The 15,871-nt window shown below is 72.9% G+C and carries 15 protein-coding genes and 1 pseudogene; 10 read left to right on the top strand and 6 right to left on the bottom strand.

The genetic code is table 11. The features are described from left to right. Positions 1–26: 26 nt before the first annotated feature. From LG396_RS06130 to LG396_RS06140, 3 genes are all read right to left on the bottom strand, one after another. Positions 27–527, bottom strand: coding sequence for a GNAT family N-acetyltransferase (locus tag LG396_RS06130; protein WP_225793950.1), 501 nt, complete (start codon positions 525–527; stop codon positions 27–29). Between the two features lie 47 nt (positions 528–574). After that, positions 575–922: a DUF1330 domain-containing protein gene (locus LG396_RS06135; RefSeq protein ID WP_018840159.1), complete on the bottom strand. Its 348-nt coding sequence runs from the start codon at positions 920–922 to the stop codon at positions 575–577. A gap of 124 nt (positions 923–1,046) precedes the next feature. Continuing rightward, complete coding sequence (locus LG396_RS06140) at positions 1,047–2,021, bottom strand: helix-turn-helix domain-containing protein (protein ID WP_225793951.1); 975 nt, start codon at positions 2,019–2,021, stop codon at positions 1,047–1,049. A gap of 737 nt (positions 2,022–2,758) precedes the next feature. Here LG396_RS06140 and LG396_RS06145 point away from each other — a divergent pair. Beyond that, the gene (locus tag LG396_RS06145; RefSeq protein WP_225793952.1) at positions 2,759–3,388 is read left to right on the top strand and encodes a dihydrofolate reductase family protein; all 630 of its coding nucleotides are present in this window, start codon (positions 2,759–2,761) and stop codon (positions 3,386–3,388) included. Positions 3,389–3,454: 66 nt separating this feature from the next. On the opposite strand, the pseudogene LG396_RS06150 reads toward LG396_RS06145, so the two are convergent. Further along, positions 3,455–3,652: pseudogene (locus tag LG396_RS06150) on the bottom strand (transposase family protein); the annotation flags it as partial. 514 nt (positions 3,653–4,166) lie between these two features. On the opposite strand from LG396_RS06150, the gene LG396_RS06155 reads away from it, so the two are divergent. Continuing rightward, positions 4,167–5,339 carry a glycoside hydrolase family 113 protein gene (locus tag LG396_RS06155; RefSeq protein ID WP_225794013.1) on the top strand — a complete coding sequence of 391 codons (1,173 nt, stop codon included), beginning with the start codon at positions 4,167–4,169 and terminating at the stop codon, positions 5,337–5,339. A 140-nt stretch (positions 5,340–5,479) separates the two neighbouring features. After that, positions 5,480–6,295: a hypothetical protein gene (locus tag LG396_RS06160; protein ID WP_225793953.1), complete on the top strand. Its 816-nt coding sequence runs from the start codon at positions 5,480–5,482 to the stop codon at positions 6,293–6,295. An 82-nt stretch (positions 6,296–6,377) separates the two neighbouring features. On the opposite strand, the gene LG396_RS06165 is transcribed toward LG396_RS06160, so the two are convergent. Both LG396_RS06165 and LG396_RS06170 read right to left on the bottom strand, forming a co-directional pair. Then, positions 6,378–7,229, bottom strand: coding sequence for a peptidoglycan DD-metalloendopeptidase family protein (locus LG396_RS06165; RefSeq protein WP_225793954.1), 852 nt, complete (start codon positions 7,227–7,229; stop codon positions 6,378–6,380). 46 nt (positions 7,230–7,275) lie between these two features. Then, entirely contained in the window at positions 7,276–8,544 is a 1,269-nt protein-coding gene (locus LG396_RS06170) for a DUF8814 domain-containing protein (protein WP_225793955.1), read from the bottom strand. A 187-nt stretch (positions 8,545–8,731) separates the two neighbouring features. Between LG396_RS06170 and LG396_RS06175 the strand changes: the two genes are divergently transcribed. From LG396_RS06175 to LG396_RS06205, 7 genes are all read left to right on the top strand, one after another. Continuing rightward, positions 8,732–9,745 carry an ArsR/SmtB family transcription factor gene (locus LG396_RS06175; protein ID WP_145899127.1) on the top strand — a complete coding sequence of 338 codons (1,014 nt, stop codon included), beginning with the start codon at positions 8,732–8,734 and terminating at the stop codon, positions 9,743–9,745. A 235-nt stretch (positions 9,746–9,980) separates the two neighbouring features. Then, positions 9,981–10,577 carry a phosphoesterase gene (locus LG396_RS06180; protein WP_225793956.1) on the top strand — a complete coding sequence of 199 codons (597 nt, stop codon included), beginning with the start codon at positions 9,981–9,983 and terminating at the stop codon, positions 10,575–10,577. Next, the gene (locus tag LG396_RS06185; RefSeq protein WP_037751670.1) at positions 10,574–12,139 is read left to right on the top strand and encodes an alkaline phosphatase D family protein; all 1,566 of its coding nucleotides are present in this window, start codon (positions 10,574–10,576) and stop codon (positions 12,137–12,139) included. The genes LG396_RS06180 and LG396_RS06185 overlap by 4 nt, the downstream gene beginning before the upstream one ends. 327 nt (positions 12,140–12,466) lie before the next feature. Beyond that, on the top strand, positions 12,467–12,838 hold the full coding sequence (locus LG396_RS06190; protein WP_018840171.1) for a cell division protein SepF: 372 nt from the start codon (positions 12,467–12,469) through the stop codon (positions 12,836–12,838). Positions 12,839–12,977: 139 nt separating this feature from the next. Next, complete coding sequence (locus tag LG396_RS06195; protein ID WP_225793957.1) at positions 12,978–13,538, top strand: SigE family RNA polymerase sigma factor; 561 nt, start codon at positions 12,978–12,980, stop codon at positions 13,536–13,538. 5 nt (positions 13,539–13,543) lie between these two features. Next, positions 13,544–14,404 carry a hypothetical protein gene (locus tag LG396_RS06200; RefSeq protein ID WP_225793958.1) on the top strand — a complete coding sequence of 287 codons (861 nt, stop codon included), beginning with the start codon at positions 13,544–13,546 and terminating at the stop codon, positions 14,402–14,404. Positions 14,405–14,579: 175 nt separating this feature from the next. Beyond that, positions 14,580–15,800 carry an AAA family ATPase gene (locus LG396_RS06205; protein ID WP_225793959.1) on the top strand — a complete coding sequence of 407 codons (1,221 nt, stop codon included), beginning with the start codon at positions 14,580–14,582 and terminating at the stop codon, positions 15,798–15,800. Positions 15,801–15,871 lie beyond the last annotated feature (71 nt).

Consider the following 15,871-nt stretch of genomic DNA (forward strand, 5'->3'; position numbering starts at 1 on the left):
GTACCCCGGCCGCGCGGGCGCACCAGTCATGCCTGCTGCACGAGGTCCTTGGCGTACCAGTGATCGGCCTTGCCGTGGCCGTCGTACGGCGGCGTCTCCCGGTAGCCGTGTCGCGTGTACAGGGCCCGCGCCTCGGCGAGTTGGGTGTTGGTCTCGCACACGATCCGGGTGGCGCCGAGTCTCCCGGCAGCCTCCTCGACGGCCAGGAGCAGCCCCCGGCCCAATCCTGCTCCCCGCCCGGCGGGCAGCACGTACATCCGCTTGATCTCCGCGACCCCGGGGGTGCCGCCGAGCAGCCTCAGTCCCGCGCAGCCCAGGAACTCGCCGCTGCCGCCGCGTGCGACGAGGAACTCGCCGTCGGGCGGGCCGAGGCTGTGGTGCGGGTCCCTGGCAAGCACGGTTCGAAGGTCTTCCTCCGTCACGTCACGCCCCAGCACCCGCTGCCCCATCTCGGTGAAGTACTGCCGCATCACGGCGTCCACGTCCCCGCCGGCGACGGGCTCCGGCTTGATCGTCCAGGTAGACATACAGGCCATCGTCCCGGCCGCTCCGCGCGCCGTCCACGGGACGGTCTCTACTCGGCGGACAGGGCCTCGCGCATGGCCTTCACGGCACCGGAGGGGTCGTAGCCCTCGGGGACGCCTTCGACCAGGATGATGTCGCCTTCGATGTGCCGCGAGCGCAGTGGTGCGATCTCCCGGTAGGCGGGGGAGTCCCACCAGGCCCGCGCCTCGGTGATCCCGGGGAAGCCGATCATCACGACCGCCCCGGGCCAGCTTCCCTCCTTCACCTCGTGCTGCGTCATGTGCACGAGGTAGCGGCCGCCGTACGGCTCGAAGGTGCCGGGGAGGCGCTCGATGTACTCGGCGATCTCCGGGTGCGGGGCGGCGTCTTGCAGGTGGGCGATGACGTAGGCGGGCATGGCACCGTCCTTCGGGTCGGTCTTCCTATGCCGACGATCATGGCATCCCGCCGCGTCGGGGTCGATGACCGGGCAGGTCATTGACGCCGTCGGGCGCACCCGCCTCCGTGGACCGGCAGGGGTGTCAGAAACGTCCGTCGGCGCTTCTGTGTGTGCTCAGCCACCTGCGGTATTCGCCGGGTGGCATTCCGAAGGCCGTTTTGAACGTCCGGTTGAACACCGCGGCATCGGTGAACCCCCACCGCGCTCCGATGGCCCCGATGGGGTGGGCGGCGTAGGCGGGTTGTTCGAGGTCGGTACGGCAGCGGTCCAGGCGGAGGTCTCGGATGAGGGCGCCCACTGTCTGCTTTTCCGAGCGGAAGAGGTGATGCAGATAGCGCACGGAGATGTTGTGCGCGTCCGCGATTGTCTGCGGGGATAATCGAGGTTCCCTCAGGTGCGTCTCGATGAATGCCTTCACGCGGCGCACGAGCACGGTCTGCCGGGTCTCCGGCGGCAGCAGGCCCTCCCGGTCGGCGAGACCGCCGAGGAACGCGGAGGCGAGCTGGATTGCGGCCGCTCCGAGGCGTTCGGCCTCGAGCCGGCTCCACTGGCCGCCGGCAAGCCCTTGGAGGAAGCTCGCGAGCAGGTATCCGGTCCCCTGTGCGGGAAGGCGGCGGGAGAGAAGGTCCCGCATCGACCGTTCCGGCAGCGGCACCGCGGCTTTCGGCAGGTGGAGGATGGTCAGGCCGCCGTGCTCCGGCACCTGCATCTGCCACGGCTGCGACGTGTCGTACAGCAGCAGGTCGCCCGCCCCTACCCGGGCGTGGTTGCGTGCCTGGTCCACCGTCATGATCCCCCTGGCCACGTAGCCCAGCTCCCACAACTCGGGATCCGACTGCCGGATCAACCCCGCGGTGCGTACCGAGGTCAGGGGCGAGAACGACAGGACGGACACCTTGACGGGGCCCAGCTCCAATGTCGCGGTGGAGCCCTGGAAGTCCTCGTAGTGCTCACTTGCGATGTGCGCGGATGGCAGATCCTGCATCAGCAGGTCGCGCCACCAGCCGAACCTCTCGGATTTCGGCACGGCGGCCGTATGCATCTCGGACCCGCCCATTGTCCCCCCTCGTGCCGGTTGTTCACATCGTGACAACGACTATGCACCCTTCGTCAATTACCCGAGCCCGGATCGACGGAAGACTTCTGTTTGAGCCGGATTGACGAGGTCGGACGGGGCTGCGTCGGTCTGTGCTTTCGGTGCGGCGTGGGGGCCGATTGCACGGGGTGGTTGTGGAAGTCTCCCGGTGCAGGAGGTGTTCCGTGGCCGAAAAAAGAAAGGCGCGGCAGACCGCAACCGTACGGCGGCGGGCTGCGGGACCGTACCCCGATTCACGGTCCGCGGTCCGCCGGTCGGGTCCGGTCGGGAGCATGGCGACGCGCCGCTCCGGGGGAGGGACCGGGCCCAGGGGCCTGTGGTACCCGGTGGGGGACCGGGTACCACAGGGCGGGCCGGAGCCCGCGAGGCCGACGGGGGCGTCGGCCTCGCGGTCGTCGTTCGGTGAGCTGTTCCAGCTCTGCCGTTCCGGAGTGAGGACGGCCCTCGGGATTGACGGTGTTCGATTCGTAGCATCGGGATCTGTGGAGATCGGTCTGCGCTGCGATGGGGCGGCGCCGTGCTCGACCGTCGCCAGGGGCCGGGCGATGCGCGGTATTGGGCACTGGTCGGTGGCGGGTGAGTGGCTCGTCGGGCCTGGACGGCGTGCCTGGGCTCCTGACCTTGCCTTCCTTGTCCTTCAAGGAATTCTGAGCGGGGATGTCGAGAAGTGGGATTCGGCTACGACGTACCCACGACACATGCACACCCGCGAGGAAGAGAAGCACATGGGCAAGATCACTACGGGCGCCACCACGATGTCCCTGGACGGCTACATCGCCGGGCCGGAAGAGAGCGGCTTTGACCTGCTGTTCCAGTGGTACGCCAACGGGGATGTCGAGATCCCGTCGTCCAGCCCGGACGTGCCGCCGTTCCGCGTCTCTGCGGCCAGCGCGGAGCTGATCAGGCGGGAGTGGGGAAACACGGGCGCGCTCCTGGTGGGCCGTCACCTCTACGACATGACGAACGCCTGGGGCGGCCGGCACCCGATGGGCGTGACGACGGTCGTGCTCACGCACCGCCGCCCCGAGGACCGTCCGGCGGACGATGAGAACTTCGTCTTCGTCACGGACGGTATCGAGGCGGCGGTGGCCGTGGCGAAGGAACTGGCCGGGGAGAAGGATGTCGTGGTCAACGGTGGGCAGATGGCCCGGCAGTGCCTGGAGGCCGGCCTGCTGGACGAGGTCGGGGTGGCGCTCGTGCCGGTTGTCCTGGGCAGCGGGAAGACGCTCTTCGGTGAGCTGGGCGTCGTGCCGGTGCAGTTCGACGGACCCGTCGAGGTGGTCGAAGGCACAGGCGTCACCCACCTGCGCTACCGGGTCAGGCGATGAGCAAACGATGACACACTGCGGGCACCGCGCGTGATCAAGGTGCCCGGTCAGGACCGGTGACCGTTGTCAGTGCTGCCGTTCCAGGGTGAGGACGGCCTTCGCGATTGACGACATTTGATCGGGGCAGCAACGGGACCTGCGGAAGATCCGCCAGGACTTGAGCTGGTCGACGCCTCGCTCGACCGGTGCCCTGGCCCCGGACAGCGCGCGGTTGATGGTGCGCTGGGTGACCGTGAGTACGCCGCCCGCGGGGCGTCTGGCTGGTGCGGTCGAAGCGATCGGCGCCGGGCCGCCGCTGCGACGCCGTCTCGCGCTGGTACGTGCGGACCACCGATGCGAAGTCCATCAGGGACCACCGGCCCAGGAGGAAGGAAGCCGACGGATCGACGTACACGCCCGCGTGGAGACGCCAGAGCGCCCGGAGGCCCGCGGGGATCCTGACGCCGATGGCCGTCTGCAACCCGTCGGTTTCCTCCTCCGTCGCTCCGGGTCGGAGCATTGCCAGCGACGCCGGGGCGTGGGCACTCAGCCAGGTTTCGATCCGCCGCCAGGCGTCGGTTACTTGCCGTACTTCGATCTTGTGCCGGAGGTCGTCGTCCATCGGGCCAACCTATGCGCGGGGCCGTCCCCGTCATCGTGGCTCGACGGCTTCCGCCATTACTAGAGCACGTGCTCTGTTAATGTGCCGGGAAGGGCCCGGCGCACAGGCCGCCGGGTCGGGTGAGGGCTGCAGCCACGGGAGGCACAGGTGCAGGAACGTCGGGTGCGGGCACAGGGGTTGAGCCGGAAGCGGTTCCTTGCGGCGGCGGCCGGGCTCGGGGCCGCTGCCGTGGCCGGGACGGCCGTCGTCGGGAGCGGCGCGGCGGCACGGCCCGCGGCGGCGGAGCCCGCGGCGGGGGCCCGTACGGGCACGGGGACCGGCAGCGGTGGGGCCGGGGTGCGGTACCGCAGCGTCTGCTACACCATCGGCGCCGGGGAGACCCCCGCCACCGAGTGGAGTGCCGCCCGGATGCGCCGCGACATCCGCGCCATCCGCGACGGGCTGCACGCCAACGCCGTGAAGGTCACCGGCGACGGCGTGCGCCGGCTGACCGCTACCGCCGAGGAGGCCGCCGAGCGCGGGCTGTACGTGCGTGCCGAGCCCACTCTCGGCGACCGGCCGCCGCGCGAGATCCTCGACCATCTCGCCGAGGTCGGCCGGCACGCCGAGGGTCTGCGCCGCCAGGGCGCCGGGGTGGAGTTGAGCGTCGGGTGCGAGTTCTGGCTCTTCGTCCCCGGGATCGTGCCGGGTGCGGACGTGCTGGAGCGGATCGAGAACCTCCAGAACGGCACCTTCGACCCCGTCGAGATGCAGCGCAAGCTCGACGACTTCACCGCCCGCGCCGCCGCCGTCGGCAGGTCCGTCTTCGGCGGCGGACTCAGCTACGCCGCAGCCCAGGACGACGAGGTCGACTGGAACCTCTTCGACATCGTCGGCATCGACTACTACGGCTACCACGAGCGCCCCGCCGGCTACCGCCGCGACCTGCGCGCGTACCTGCGCTTCGGCAAGCCGCTGTCCCTCTCCGAGTTCGGCTGCTGCACGTACGAAGGCGCCCCCGCGGACGGCGGCATGGGGTGGGCGAAGGTCGACTTCGACAAGAACCCGCCGGAGCTGACCGAGCCGCTGGTGCGCAGCGAGCGTACGCAGGCCGCCTACGTCACCGACGTCTACGACGTCGCCGAGTCGATGGGGCTGCACTCGGCGCACGCCTTCGAGTTCGTCACCCCCGGGTCGTGGCACTGGCCGGGCGACCCGGTCCACGACCTCGACACCGTCAGCTACGCCCTCGTCAAGCCGGTCCAGGACACCCCCGGCGACCCGGAGTCGCCCTGGCACTGGAAGCCGAAGGAGGCGTACCACGCCCTCGCCTCCCGCTACACCCGCGCCGCCCGCCGCGCGCGCCCGTAGCCGTGCGTCCCGGCCGTCGACACCGTGCCCGGGTGACCTCCCGGGGCGCGGCCTCTACCCTCTACTCTCGGCCCGCCCGCGGCGGTTGAGCGGGCCGGGGAGTCCGGGGCGGAGCGGGACGGTACGGGACGGGGTGCGCGATGGCCGGTGCGAACGGTGGCGCGAACGGTGGCGGGGAGCGGGTGCGCACGTACCGCGGGAACCTCGCGTCGATGGTCTTCCTCGCCCTGCTGTGCGCGGTCTTCGGCGCCCTCTTCGCGTTCTTCGGGCTGGTGCTCGTCATCGGGGCGGGTGCGCCCGCCGCCGTCGCGATCCCGTTCTGCGCCGTGGCGCTGGGCCTGTTCGTGCTCACGTTCTGCGTCGTACGCGGGGTGACGGTCGTCGACGACGGCGGCATCACGATCCGCTGGCTGCGCACCAGGCGGCTGGCGTGGCCCGACCTGCTCGCCGTCGAACTGGAGCACAACGCGCCCGCGTCGGCGGAGCGCAAGCGCCCCGTCATGGGCGTCGTCGTCTACCACCGCGACGGCCGCCGGCTGACGCTGCCCAACGTCATCGACACCCGCGGGCTGGTCGCGCACCGCGAGGCGCAGGCGATCCGCGAGGTCTGGGAGCGTCGCCGCGGCGCGGACTGGACGCCGCGGCCGGAGGTCGCCACCGCCGCGCGGGCCAAGGCCGACGCCGCGGAGCGCACCGAGAACTCGCTGGTGGAGGCGATGGGGGCAAGCTGGGTCGCGGTCCGCGTGCTGGTGGGCTGCGTGCTGGTCGCCGCCGTCGTCGTCCTGGCCACGGGCAATGCCGACGCCGTACCGGACATCCCCGGCGGGGTCTTCGCGGGCGTCTTCGCTGCGGTGGCCCTCGCCCCCGTCGCGGTCGCGCTGGCGGGCATGGCCCGTAGACGACGCGGCGGGGGCGGGGGCGACGGCCGGGAGGGCGACGAGGCGCCGCCCCGGTGAGGCGGGCCCGGCGCGGGATCTCGGCACCGGGCCCGGCGCAGGAGCCGGCGCGGGACACCGGCCCCTGCGGGACCAAGGGGGCTCAGCAGAGGGGCACGCCCGGGAGCTTCGCGTCCGGATGGTCGATGTAGATGTTGGAGATGAACCCGCGCTGGTCGCGCAGGCGGCTCCACCAGTCGTTCGTGTAGCCCTCGGCGGTCACCGGGTCGCCCTGCTTCTGGCACTCGACGAACACGCCCGTCGGACCGGAGAGGGTCGTCACCACCGGCGCGTCGAGGCGCGCGTCTGCGCGGACGCGCACGCCGGAGCCCCAGGTGGTGAAGTTGGTGTTGCCGCAGTTGTCGCTGCGCAGGTGGTACTGGCCGTACGAGCCGGGGTAGGGCAGCGCCGAGCCGTTGATGCGGATGTCCTGGCCGACGCCGTTGAGGAGCTGCTCGTAGTGGATGTGCGCGCCGGAGGAGTTGCCGGTGCTGCCCGTGACGCCGACCTGCTGGCCCTGTGCGACCGAGGCGCCGTCGGCGACGGAGAACGACGCGAGGTGGAAGTAGTACGTCTTCCAGCCGCCGCCGTGGTCGATGACGATGTAGTTGCCGGCGCCGCTCGGCTGGCTGTGCCGGGTCGCGGTGCCGGCGGCGGAGGCGACCGTCGGCGTGCCCGCGGTGCTGCCGCCGTCGGAGCGGATGAAGTCCAGCGCGCGGCGCACCTCGGCGCTGTGGTGGCTGTACGTCCACTGCTGGCCGCACGGGAACGGCGCCTTGAAGTTCGGCGCCAGCTCGGGGCCGGCCTCGGCCTGTGCCGGCGCCGCCGCGGTCAGTCCCAGCAGCGCCAGCAGCGCGGCGAGGACGACGGCCGCGGCCCGGCGGGCCGGGCGGCGGGCGGCGGCGTCGGCCGACGCGCGGGCGGCGGCGGGGGAGTGGCGGGGTCTGCGAGGCATCTGGTCGCCTCCTTCGGTGGGGGTCCAGGGGTGGGGGGTGGCGCGTTCAGCACTCGGGGACGCCCGGCAGCCAGGCGTCGGGGACGTCGACGAAGATGTTGGAGATGAAGCCGCCGTAGTCCGGCAGGTAGGACCAGGCGTCGTTGGTGTGGCCCTCGTACGTGATCTCCTGGCCGCGCTCCTGGCACTCCACCCGCACCTGCGTCGGCCCGGGCAGGGTGGTCAGCACCGCGGAGGAGGTGTTGGACTGCTGGCGTACGCGCACGTCGGTGCCCCAGGTGGGGAACTGCTTCCCGGTCTGTTCGCCGGTCCACAGGAACGTCACGTCGACCCAGCCGTTGTCGTTGAGGCCGACGTTGTAGAACGTGCCGTCGGCGAGGTCGATGCCCGCGGGGTTCGCGACCTGGCGGCCGAACTCGTCGCGCCCGCCGTTGTAGCCGTTCTGGTACGCCGCCTGCGCCTCCGGCATGCCCTGCGGCAGGTCCCGCCACGACTCGCGGACGTCCGGCGGACTCCAGTAGTCGTCCTTGGTGTTCCACGGGCCGACGTCCCACACCGGCGCCGTCTCGCAGCGCGCCGGGCCGCAGACCTGCACCGAGTACTCGGCGCTGCCCTTGGGGGACAGCCCGCGCCGCGACGGCAGGGCCACGAAGTGGTCGTTGGGCACGATGACGTGGCCGTTGGCGGTCGTGCCGCCGACCAGGCCCTCGCGGGTGGCGAACAGCCGGTACGTCAGCGGGGCCGCGGCCGCCTGCGGGCGCGGCGCCGCGTCGGTGTCGGCCCGCAGCCGCAGCGACTCGACGGCCGGCGACGCGCCGCCGGTGCCGCCGGCCCGCAGCGTCAGCCGGGCCTGGACCTCGGTGACCGCGAACGGCAGCCCGGCGGCGTCCGCCGTGGCCTCGCCCGCCGGCAGCCACTCCGTCCAGCCGCCGTCCGGCGCCCGGCCGCGGACGTCGACCACGGCCTCCGTGCCCGCCGGGAGCCGGGCGTCGAGTTCGGCCCGTACCCGGTTGACCGGACGATCCAGCCGCTCCGGGGCGAGCACCTGGGTGCCCTCGCCGGGGACCGGGCCGAGGGAGGCGGGCGCGGCGGTCTGCGAACGCAGCCGCAGATCGCCCTGTGCATAGCGGACGTTGACGTCGTCGGCGCCGACGTCCGAGAGGTCGGCCCGCCACGTGGCGGGCGGCGCGGGGCCGCCGGGCCCCGCCTCGCCGCCGGCCGCCCCGGCATACGCCGGGTGCGCGACGGCGGCCGCGCAGATCGCGCCGGTCAGCGCAACCCTGCGCCACCGGCTGGTCGTTGGTGTGCGCCGCATCTGGCTCCTTCCCGTGTTCTCGTCATGCCCGTGAAGGTGCTGGCCGTGCGGCGACGCATCGTAGGCACCCCCTCACCCCCGCGCCGCACGGGTTTTCCGCCACCGTCGAAAACCCGACGTCCACCGCCGCGGGAACGGGGTGCCCCGGGGGCGGGACAGCGCAGGCCGCGGGTGGTTACCCTCGGGTATGGCCGGAAAGCTTCATGTCCACTTCAACGATCGGGACTTCCGCCACGTCCAGCTCGCGCGCACCGCCGACCCGATCTGGGAGGCGATCCTCGGGCTGCACGTCGCCTACACCCCCGCACCCCTCCTCCCCGCCCGGCTGCGCCCCTTCCACCGCCGCGCCCGGCACCGCCTCCGCCACCACGACCTGCGCCGGCCCTGCCGCCTCCTCAACGGCATCGCACCCGCCGACGCCACCTACTTCCCCGACTTCCTCACCCCCGTCGAATCCGAGGACGGAATCACCGCGGGACTGCGCACCCTGCGCGCCACCCCCGCCACCCGCCTCGCCCGCGAGATCCGCCTCGCCGCCCGCCACCGCCCCCTGCCGCCCTGGACCCGCCGCCTCGCCGCCGGCGACCGCACCGTCCTCGGCGACCTCGCCGACGCCCTCCAGCACGTACACAACCGGCTCATCGCCCCCGACTGGAGCGAAATCGAAGCCACCGTCGCCGCCGACCGCGCACGCCAACTCGAAGCACTCGAAGCCGGCATGCCCGCCGTCCTCGCCACCCTCGACCCCTTCACCTGGACCGACCCCGTACTCAGCGCCCCCTACCCCGTCGACTCCACCCTCCACCTGCACGGACGCGGCATCCGCCTCATCCCCTCCTACTTCTGCCACACCACCCCCGTCGCCATCGCCGACCACGGACTCCCGCCCGTCGTCGTCCACCCCGTACGCCGCCACCCCGCCCCCGACGCCACCGCCGCCACCGACGGCGCAACCCCCCACCGCGACACCGCACTCGCCGCACTCCTCGGCACCAGCCGCGCCCGCATCCTCGCCGCACTCACCCCCACCAGCGCCCCCGCCACCACCGGCGGCCTCGCCGCCCGCCTCGGCATGCCCGCCTCCTCCGTCAGCGGCCACCTCACCGTCCTGCGCCGCGCCGGCCTCGCCGAAAGCGAACGCACCGGACCCCACGTCGTACACCGCCTCACCGCCCGCGGCCGGCACCTCCTCGACGGCTGACCGCCGAACCGCGCCCCACCCGCGCCGAACCCGCGTCCGGCGGCATTCGCCGTACGTCCCCCGCAAGTTCACCCACCGCTGGTGTGATACCCGCACCCCCACCCCGACCGCCCCACCGGGGCACACCCGAGCCCGACCGCAGACCGCACCCCCACCCCACCCCGACCACACCCGCACCGCGGTAACCGCACCGCGGCAACCGCACACCCCCACCCCGACCGCCAGGGAGGCACGCGTGAACCTCGTCGTCAACGGCGACGCAGAGACCGGGCCCGGAGGCACCGCCGAGCCCGTCGACACCGTCCACGGCTGGCGCCTCACCCAAGGCGCCCCCGCCCTCGTCCCGTACGACCTCGGCGGCGGCTACCCCACCCCCGACGACCCCGGCCCCACCACCCGCGGCACCCGCTTCTTCACCGGCGGCAACAGCCCGCGCACCGCACTCCTCCAGGACATCGAACTCCCCGCCACAGGCGCCACCGGCCACCAGGCCATCGACGCCGGCCGCGTCCGCTACACCCTCGCCGCCTGGCTCGGCGGCTACGCCGACCAGCAGGACGGCGCCCGCCTCTCCGTCGAACTCCGCGACACCCGCGGCACCCCCCTCGCCCTCAGCGTCCTCGGCCCCGTCACCGCCGAAGAACGCGCGGGCCGCACCGCCCTCCTCGAACGCACCGCCACCGCAGCCGTACCACCCGGCAGCCGCACCGCCCGCCTCCTGCTCACCCTCACCCGCGCCGGCGGGACCTCCAACGACGGCTACGCCGACGCCGTCACCCTCGCCCTCACCACCGCCGCCCGCACCACCCGCAAGGGAGGCCGCCGCCCATGACCGTCGACCGCCGCACCCTGCTGCGCGCCGCGGCCGCCACCGGCGCACTCGGCGCCGCCTGGCCGCTGACCGCGGGACTCACCCCCGCCCAGGCCCGCACCGCCGCCGAAGCACTCGGCGCGCGGTACGACACCGCGCCCTTCACCCTCGGCGTCGCCTCCGGCGACCCCCGGCCCGACTCCGTCCTGCTGTGGACCCGCCTCGCCCCCGAACCCCTCGCCGCCGACCAGGACCTCCCCGAAACCGTCGAAGTCCGCTGGACCGTCGCCGAAGACCCCGCGCTGAGCCGCATCGTCGCCAGCGGCACCGCACCCGCCTCCGCCACCCTCGGCCACAGCGTCCACATCCCCGTCACCGGCCTGGCCCCCGGCCGCACCTACCACTACGCCTTCAGCGCCCTCGGCCGCACCAGCCGCACCGGCCGCACCCGCACCGCCCCCGGCGCACCCGTCGGCCGCGTCCGCTTCGCCGCCGCCAACTGCCAGGCGTTCCACGACGGCTACTACGCCGCCCACCGCGGCATCGCCGCCGAAGACGTCGACTTCGTCATCCACCTCGGCGACTACATCTACGAACACGGCCAGGTCGGCGGCGTACCCGAAGACCACGTCCGCGACCACGACGGACCCGAGACCCTCACCCTCGCCGACTACCGCAAACGCCACGCCCTCTACAAGGGCGACCCCGCACTCCGCGACGCCCACGCCGCCCACCCCTGGTACCTCACCTGGGACGACCACGAGGTCGCCAACGACTACAGCGGAAGCACCGGCTCCGCCCCCTTCGTGCGCCGCCGCGCCGCCGCCTACCAGGCCTGGTACGAACACATGCCGCACCGCGACTCCTTCGGCGACTCCGCACTCCCCGACCCCGAGATCCACCGCGTCCGCGACTGGGGCGGCCTCCTCCAGCTCACCATCCTCGACCTGCGCTCCCACCGCTCCGCGCAGAACCTCCCCGACGGCACCATCCTCGGCGCCGACCAGAAGAACTGGCTCAAGCAGCACATCGACAACGCCCCCGACGGCTGGCACGTCTGGGCCAACTCGATCATGCTCAGCCAGCTCCGCGGCTCACCCGGCGGCCCGTACATGTTCACCGACCAGTGGGACGGCTTCCTCGCCGAACGCAGAGAAGTCCTCCAGCACGCCCACGCCGCCGGCCTCGAAGACCTCGTCGTCGTCACCGGCGACTGGCACTCCGCCTTCGTCGACGACATCCGCACCGACTACGACGACCCCGAATCGCCGCTCGTCGGCACCGAGTTCACCGCGCACTCCGTCACCTCCGGCGCGTACTCACCGGACTGGAACCAGACCAACGGACCCGTCATGGGCGCCGCGAACCCGCACCTGAAGTACTTCGAGGGCAACCGCTACGGCTACGACGTCTACGACGTCACCCCCGAACGCTTCAGCGCCCACATGCGCGTCATCGGCGACCGCCGCGACCCCGACTCGCCCGTCACCACCCTCACCACGTTCCACGTCGACCGCGGCACCCCCGGCAGCCACGAGGACGAGGCGACGAAGAACTCCCCGGCCCAGTACCGCCGCGACTGACACACGCCGCACCGGCGCCCCCGGCCCGCCCCGGCAACTGCCCGGCATCCGCGGGCGGTCGGCACCCGGCCGGACCACGCACGCCGTCGGCCGCACGGCGTACGGACCCGGCCGGGTTGCCGCCTGGGGACCCCGCCCGATCGTCCGCCGCCCCCAACACCCAAGTCAATCCTCGCAATTGCTTGCGCCGGGCCCAGGCTGACCTTGGGGCAGCCGGGACGTAAAAACCCGGAAACCCGTGTGTCCCTGCGCGGTCACCTGTTCGGCCCATCGATAGAATCGCGCGATGGCCGCACCGGGAAACACGCGAAACTGCGAGGAGGCACGTTGACCGGACATGACGTCACCGACGAGCAGTGGCAGGGGCTCGCCGAAGTCGTCCCCCTGCGCGGCAACGAATGGCCCTCCTGGACCGGGCACCAAGCCCTCGACGACCCCGAAGTCGACGCCGACCAGCGGCAGTTCGTCGTCATCCGCTGCCAGGTCTTCGCCGACGCCCGGCGCGTCGCCGAATACCTGATAGCGCAGGTCCCCGTCCTGCTGGACCTCACCGGCGCCGAGATCGACGTCGCCAAACGCATCCTCGACTTCGCCAGCGGCGTCACCTTCGGCATCCAGAGCAGCATGCACCGCGTCGACCGCAACGTCTTCCTCCTCGCCCCCGTCGGCACGGAAGTCGAACCGGTCGCAAGCCGCTGACCGCACACCGCACCTGACGGGACGCCGGCCGACGCCGGCCGGCGACCCGCCGGGGACCACCCCTCCCACTCCGACTCACCCCCGCCCACGGGCAACCCATCTCGCGCCCCGCGGACTCTGAAGGGTGAAGGGGGTGCCCATGACTGCCGAGCAGAGTGAGAGGGACGCCGATTTCCAGGGCTTCATGGCGAGCCGCTGGCCCCGGCTGCTGCGTACCGCATACCTGCTGACCGGCGAGCAGCACGCCGCCGAAGACCTCGCACAGACCGCACTGGAACGGGCGTACGTCGCCTGGCGGCGGGTGACGCAGGCCGAGGACCCGGACGCGTACGTCCGCAGGATCCTCATCAACGCCCATTCCCGCCGCTTCCGCCACGGCAGGCGACCCGAACTGCCCCACGGGCAGAGCGGCGGCACGGAAGGAACGCAACACACCGAGGACCGGGACCGCATCGCCCAGGCGGACGACCGCCTCGCGCTGCTGCCCGCACTGCTCGCGCTGCCGCCCAGACAGCGGCAGGCCGTCGTCCTGCGCTACTGGGAGGACCTCAGCGTGGACGAGGCGGCAGCAGCCATGGGCTGCTCGACGGGAACGATCAAGAGCCAGACGGCCAAGGCACTGGCCAAGTTGCGGAAATCACCCGCCCTGAAGCAGCCGACGGTGCACGTCCGCGAACGCGCCGCCGGAAAAGAGAGGTGAGGGACGTGCACGACGACGGAATCGACACAGCTCTGCCGGAACGACTCGCGGCAGCCGCGGACCAGGTGGTCATCACCCCGGTCCCCACCACCGCAGTACTGCGCACGGCACGCCGCCGGCGCAACGCAAGGAGGCTGGCCCTCGGTACAGCCGCCCTGGTCGGCGGCGGCCTCGTCACCGCCGCGCTGGGAGGACTGCCGGATGCCGACGAAAAGCGTCAGCCCACCGCGGTCCTCGTCCCGCCCGCGACACCCTCCCCCGCCGGGCCCGGGGTGACACGGCCCTCCAACGCGGTCCTCGGCGAAGGCACGGCGGACGGCCACCGCTTCCGCGTCGAGGTCGACATCTGGGCGGCCGCCGCCGACGAGGACGACGTCTGGAACCAGATCCGGGCGATGTACGAGAGCGACACCGAGATGCCGTTCGAGGTCGGGAACGGTGCCAACCACCCCCCCGTCAAAGGCGAGGACAAGCTGCCCTTCACGCCGGGAAAGTCCTGGTTCTACATCTACGTCTCGGTGGACGGCAACCCACGGGACACCGCCGTGAGCGGACGGGTCCTCACCGGCCGCAACGACCGGATGCACGTATCCGGCAGCAACCTCGACGGCGACGGCAACGAGGGTGCCGACGCCGAGGAGAGGACCGTCGAGCTGCTCTACGGCTACGTGCCCGAAGGGGTCGACCGCGCGGAGATCGCGTGGGAGAACGGCACCGTGTCGAAGCTGGAGCTGGTCGAGGCGGCGGGATCGCCGGGGCGCTGGTTCACGGCCGCCGGACCGGAAGGCGGAGTCGATCCGGACGAACTGCGCACCTACGACGCCGACGGACAGCCGGCCGAGGGCCACGACTTCAACGGCTGGTGAGCCGGCCCCCGTGCGCGGGTGCAGCAGGCCACGTGCACGGGTGAGCCCGGCCCCGCGCCGCCTTACCCTGCCCGCGGTGCGAGCCTCCGCCGAATCGCGGGGGCTCGCCCGTTCGGGCGAAGGTGGCGCTGCCGGAACGGTTCGGCTCGGGACGGGCTCAATAGCGTCGCGGGACATGACCTCCCCCACCATCCCGCGCACGGCCCACGGCGCACGCAACCCCCGCACCGACCGGGCCACCCTCGGCGAACTGCGCCTGTCCGCCTTCAAATCGCACCGCGGCACCCGGCTCCGGCTCGGACCCCTCACCCTGTTCACCGGCGGCAGCGGCAGCGGGAAGACCGCGGCACTCGAAGCATGCGGCGTGCTGGCCGGACTCGGTGCCGGAGCCACCCTGGAGGAAGCCTTCGCGTCCGTGCCCGGCGGCGCCGCCGCCTGCGTACCGCACAACGCCAAGCCCGACGCCGCCGGCCGCCGCGGCGTCCGCCTCGGCTGCACCGTCCGCGGCCCGCTCGGCGACATCCGGCTCGACGTCGCCGTCCAGGCAGAACCCGAACTGCGCATCGTCGGCGAACGCCTCACCGGGGCCGGCCACACCCTCCTCGCCACCGCACTGCGCGACCCCCGGCGCGACCGCGTCCAGGCGTCCTGGCACACCGCGGGCTCCGCCCCCGTCACCCGCGCCCCGCTGCCCGACGACCGGCTCGGCACGGCCCTCTTACCACTGCGCGTCGGCGGCCGTACGGACGGCGAGCGGCTCGTGCTCGCCGCCGCGGAACAAGCCGTCCTCGCACTGCGCTCCGTCTACCCCTGCGACCCGCACCCCGCGCACATGCGGGCCGCCACCGCCGTACCCATCGGCGGCGAAGAACTCGCCCCCGACTGCCGCAACCTCCCCGCGGTGCTGCGCCGCGTACGCGACGAATGCGGTACCCGGCACGCGGCGCTCCTGGACGCGCTGCGCGGCGGCTGCGCGGGCCCGGTGGACGACCTGACGACGGAGGAGTACGGGGACGGGCTGGTGCGGGCGGTGCTGCGGCGCGAACCGGGGCGGCGCAGCACACCGGTCGAGACGCTGGGCGACGGGGAGTTGCGCTACCTCGCGCTGGCGCTGGTGCTGCTCACCGGGCCCGGGGTGCTGGCCGTCGACCCGGCGTCGGAGGTGCTGCCGGCGCGGCAGGTGCTGACGGTGGTGGCGGACGGGCTCGACCGGTGCCTCGACGGGCGGCAGGCGGGGGAACTGGTGGCGCTGTGCGGGCGGATGGCGGAGCGCGGGCACATCCGGGTGGTGGGCTCCGTGAGCGACTCGGCGCTGGCGGAGGCGGAGTGCGCGACAGCGGTCGCGCTGCCGAACCGGCCGGCGCCGCGGCAGGAGGGGGCGGCGACGGCGGGGTGAGGGGTTGGCCTATGGGCCAGGTTCCTGACGGCTGTCAGATTTCAGATTCGCGAATCTGTCAGTCGTCAGGT

Source organism: Streptomyces aculeolatus (assembly GCF_020400605.1).
In the GTDB taxonomy this organism is placed as follows: domain Bacteria; phylum Actinomycetota; class Actinomycetes; order Streptomycetales; family Streptomycetaceae; genus Streptomyces; species Streptomyces aculeolatus.

Coding starts and splice junctions, on each gene's coding strand:
- LG396_RS06130 (WP_225793950.1), bottom strand. CDS start 527: ATGTCTACCTGGACGATCAAGCCGGAGCCCGTCGCCGGCGGGGACGTG.
- LG396_RS06135 (WP_018840159.1), bottom strand. CDS start 922: ATGCCCGCCTACGTCATCGCCCACCTGCAAGACGCCGCCCCGCACCCG.
- LG396_RS06140 (WP_225793951.1), bottom strand. CDS start 2,021: ATGGGCGGGTCCGAGATGCATACGGCCGCCGTGCCGAAATCCGAGAGG.
- LG396_RS06145 (WP_225793952.1), top strand. CDS start 2,759: ATGCACACCCGCGAGGAAGAGAAGCACATGGGCAAGATCACTACGGGC.
- LG396_RS06160 (WP_225793953.1), top strand. CDS start 5,480: ATGGCCGGTGCGAACGGTGGCGCGAACGGTGGCGGGGAGCGGGTGCGC.
- LG396_RS06165 (WP_225793954.1), bottom strand. CDS start 7,229: ATGCCTCGCAGACCCCGCCACTCCCCCGCCGCCGCCCGCGCGTCGGCC.
- LG396_RS06170 (WP_225793955.1), bottom strand. CDS start 8,544: ATGCGGCGCACACCAACGACCAGCCGGTGGCGCAGGGTTGCGCTGACC.
- LG396_RS06175 (WP_145899127.1), top strand. CDS start 8,732: ATGGCCGGAAAGCTTCATGTCCACTTCAACGATCGGGACTTCCGCCAC.
- LG396_RS06185 (WP_037751670.1), top strand. CDS start 10,574: ATGACCGTCGACCGCCGCACCCTGCTGCGCGCCGCGGCCGCCACCGGC.
- LG396_RS06195 (WP_225793957.1), top strand. CDS start 12,978: ATGACTGCCGAGCAGAGTGAGAGGGACGCCGATTTCCAGGGCTTCATG.
- LG396_RS06205 (WP_225793959.1), top strand. CDS start 14,580: ATGACCTCCCCCACCATCCCGCGCACGGCCCACGGCGCACGCAACCCC.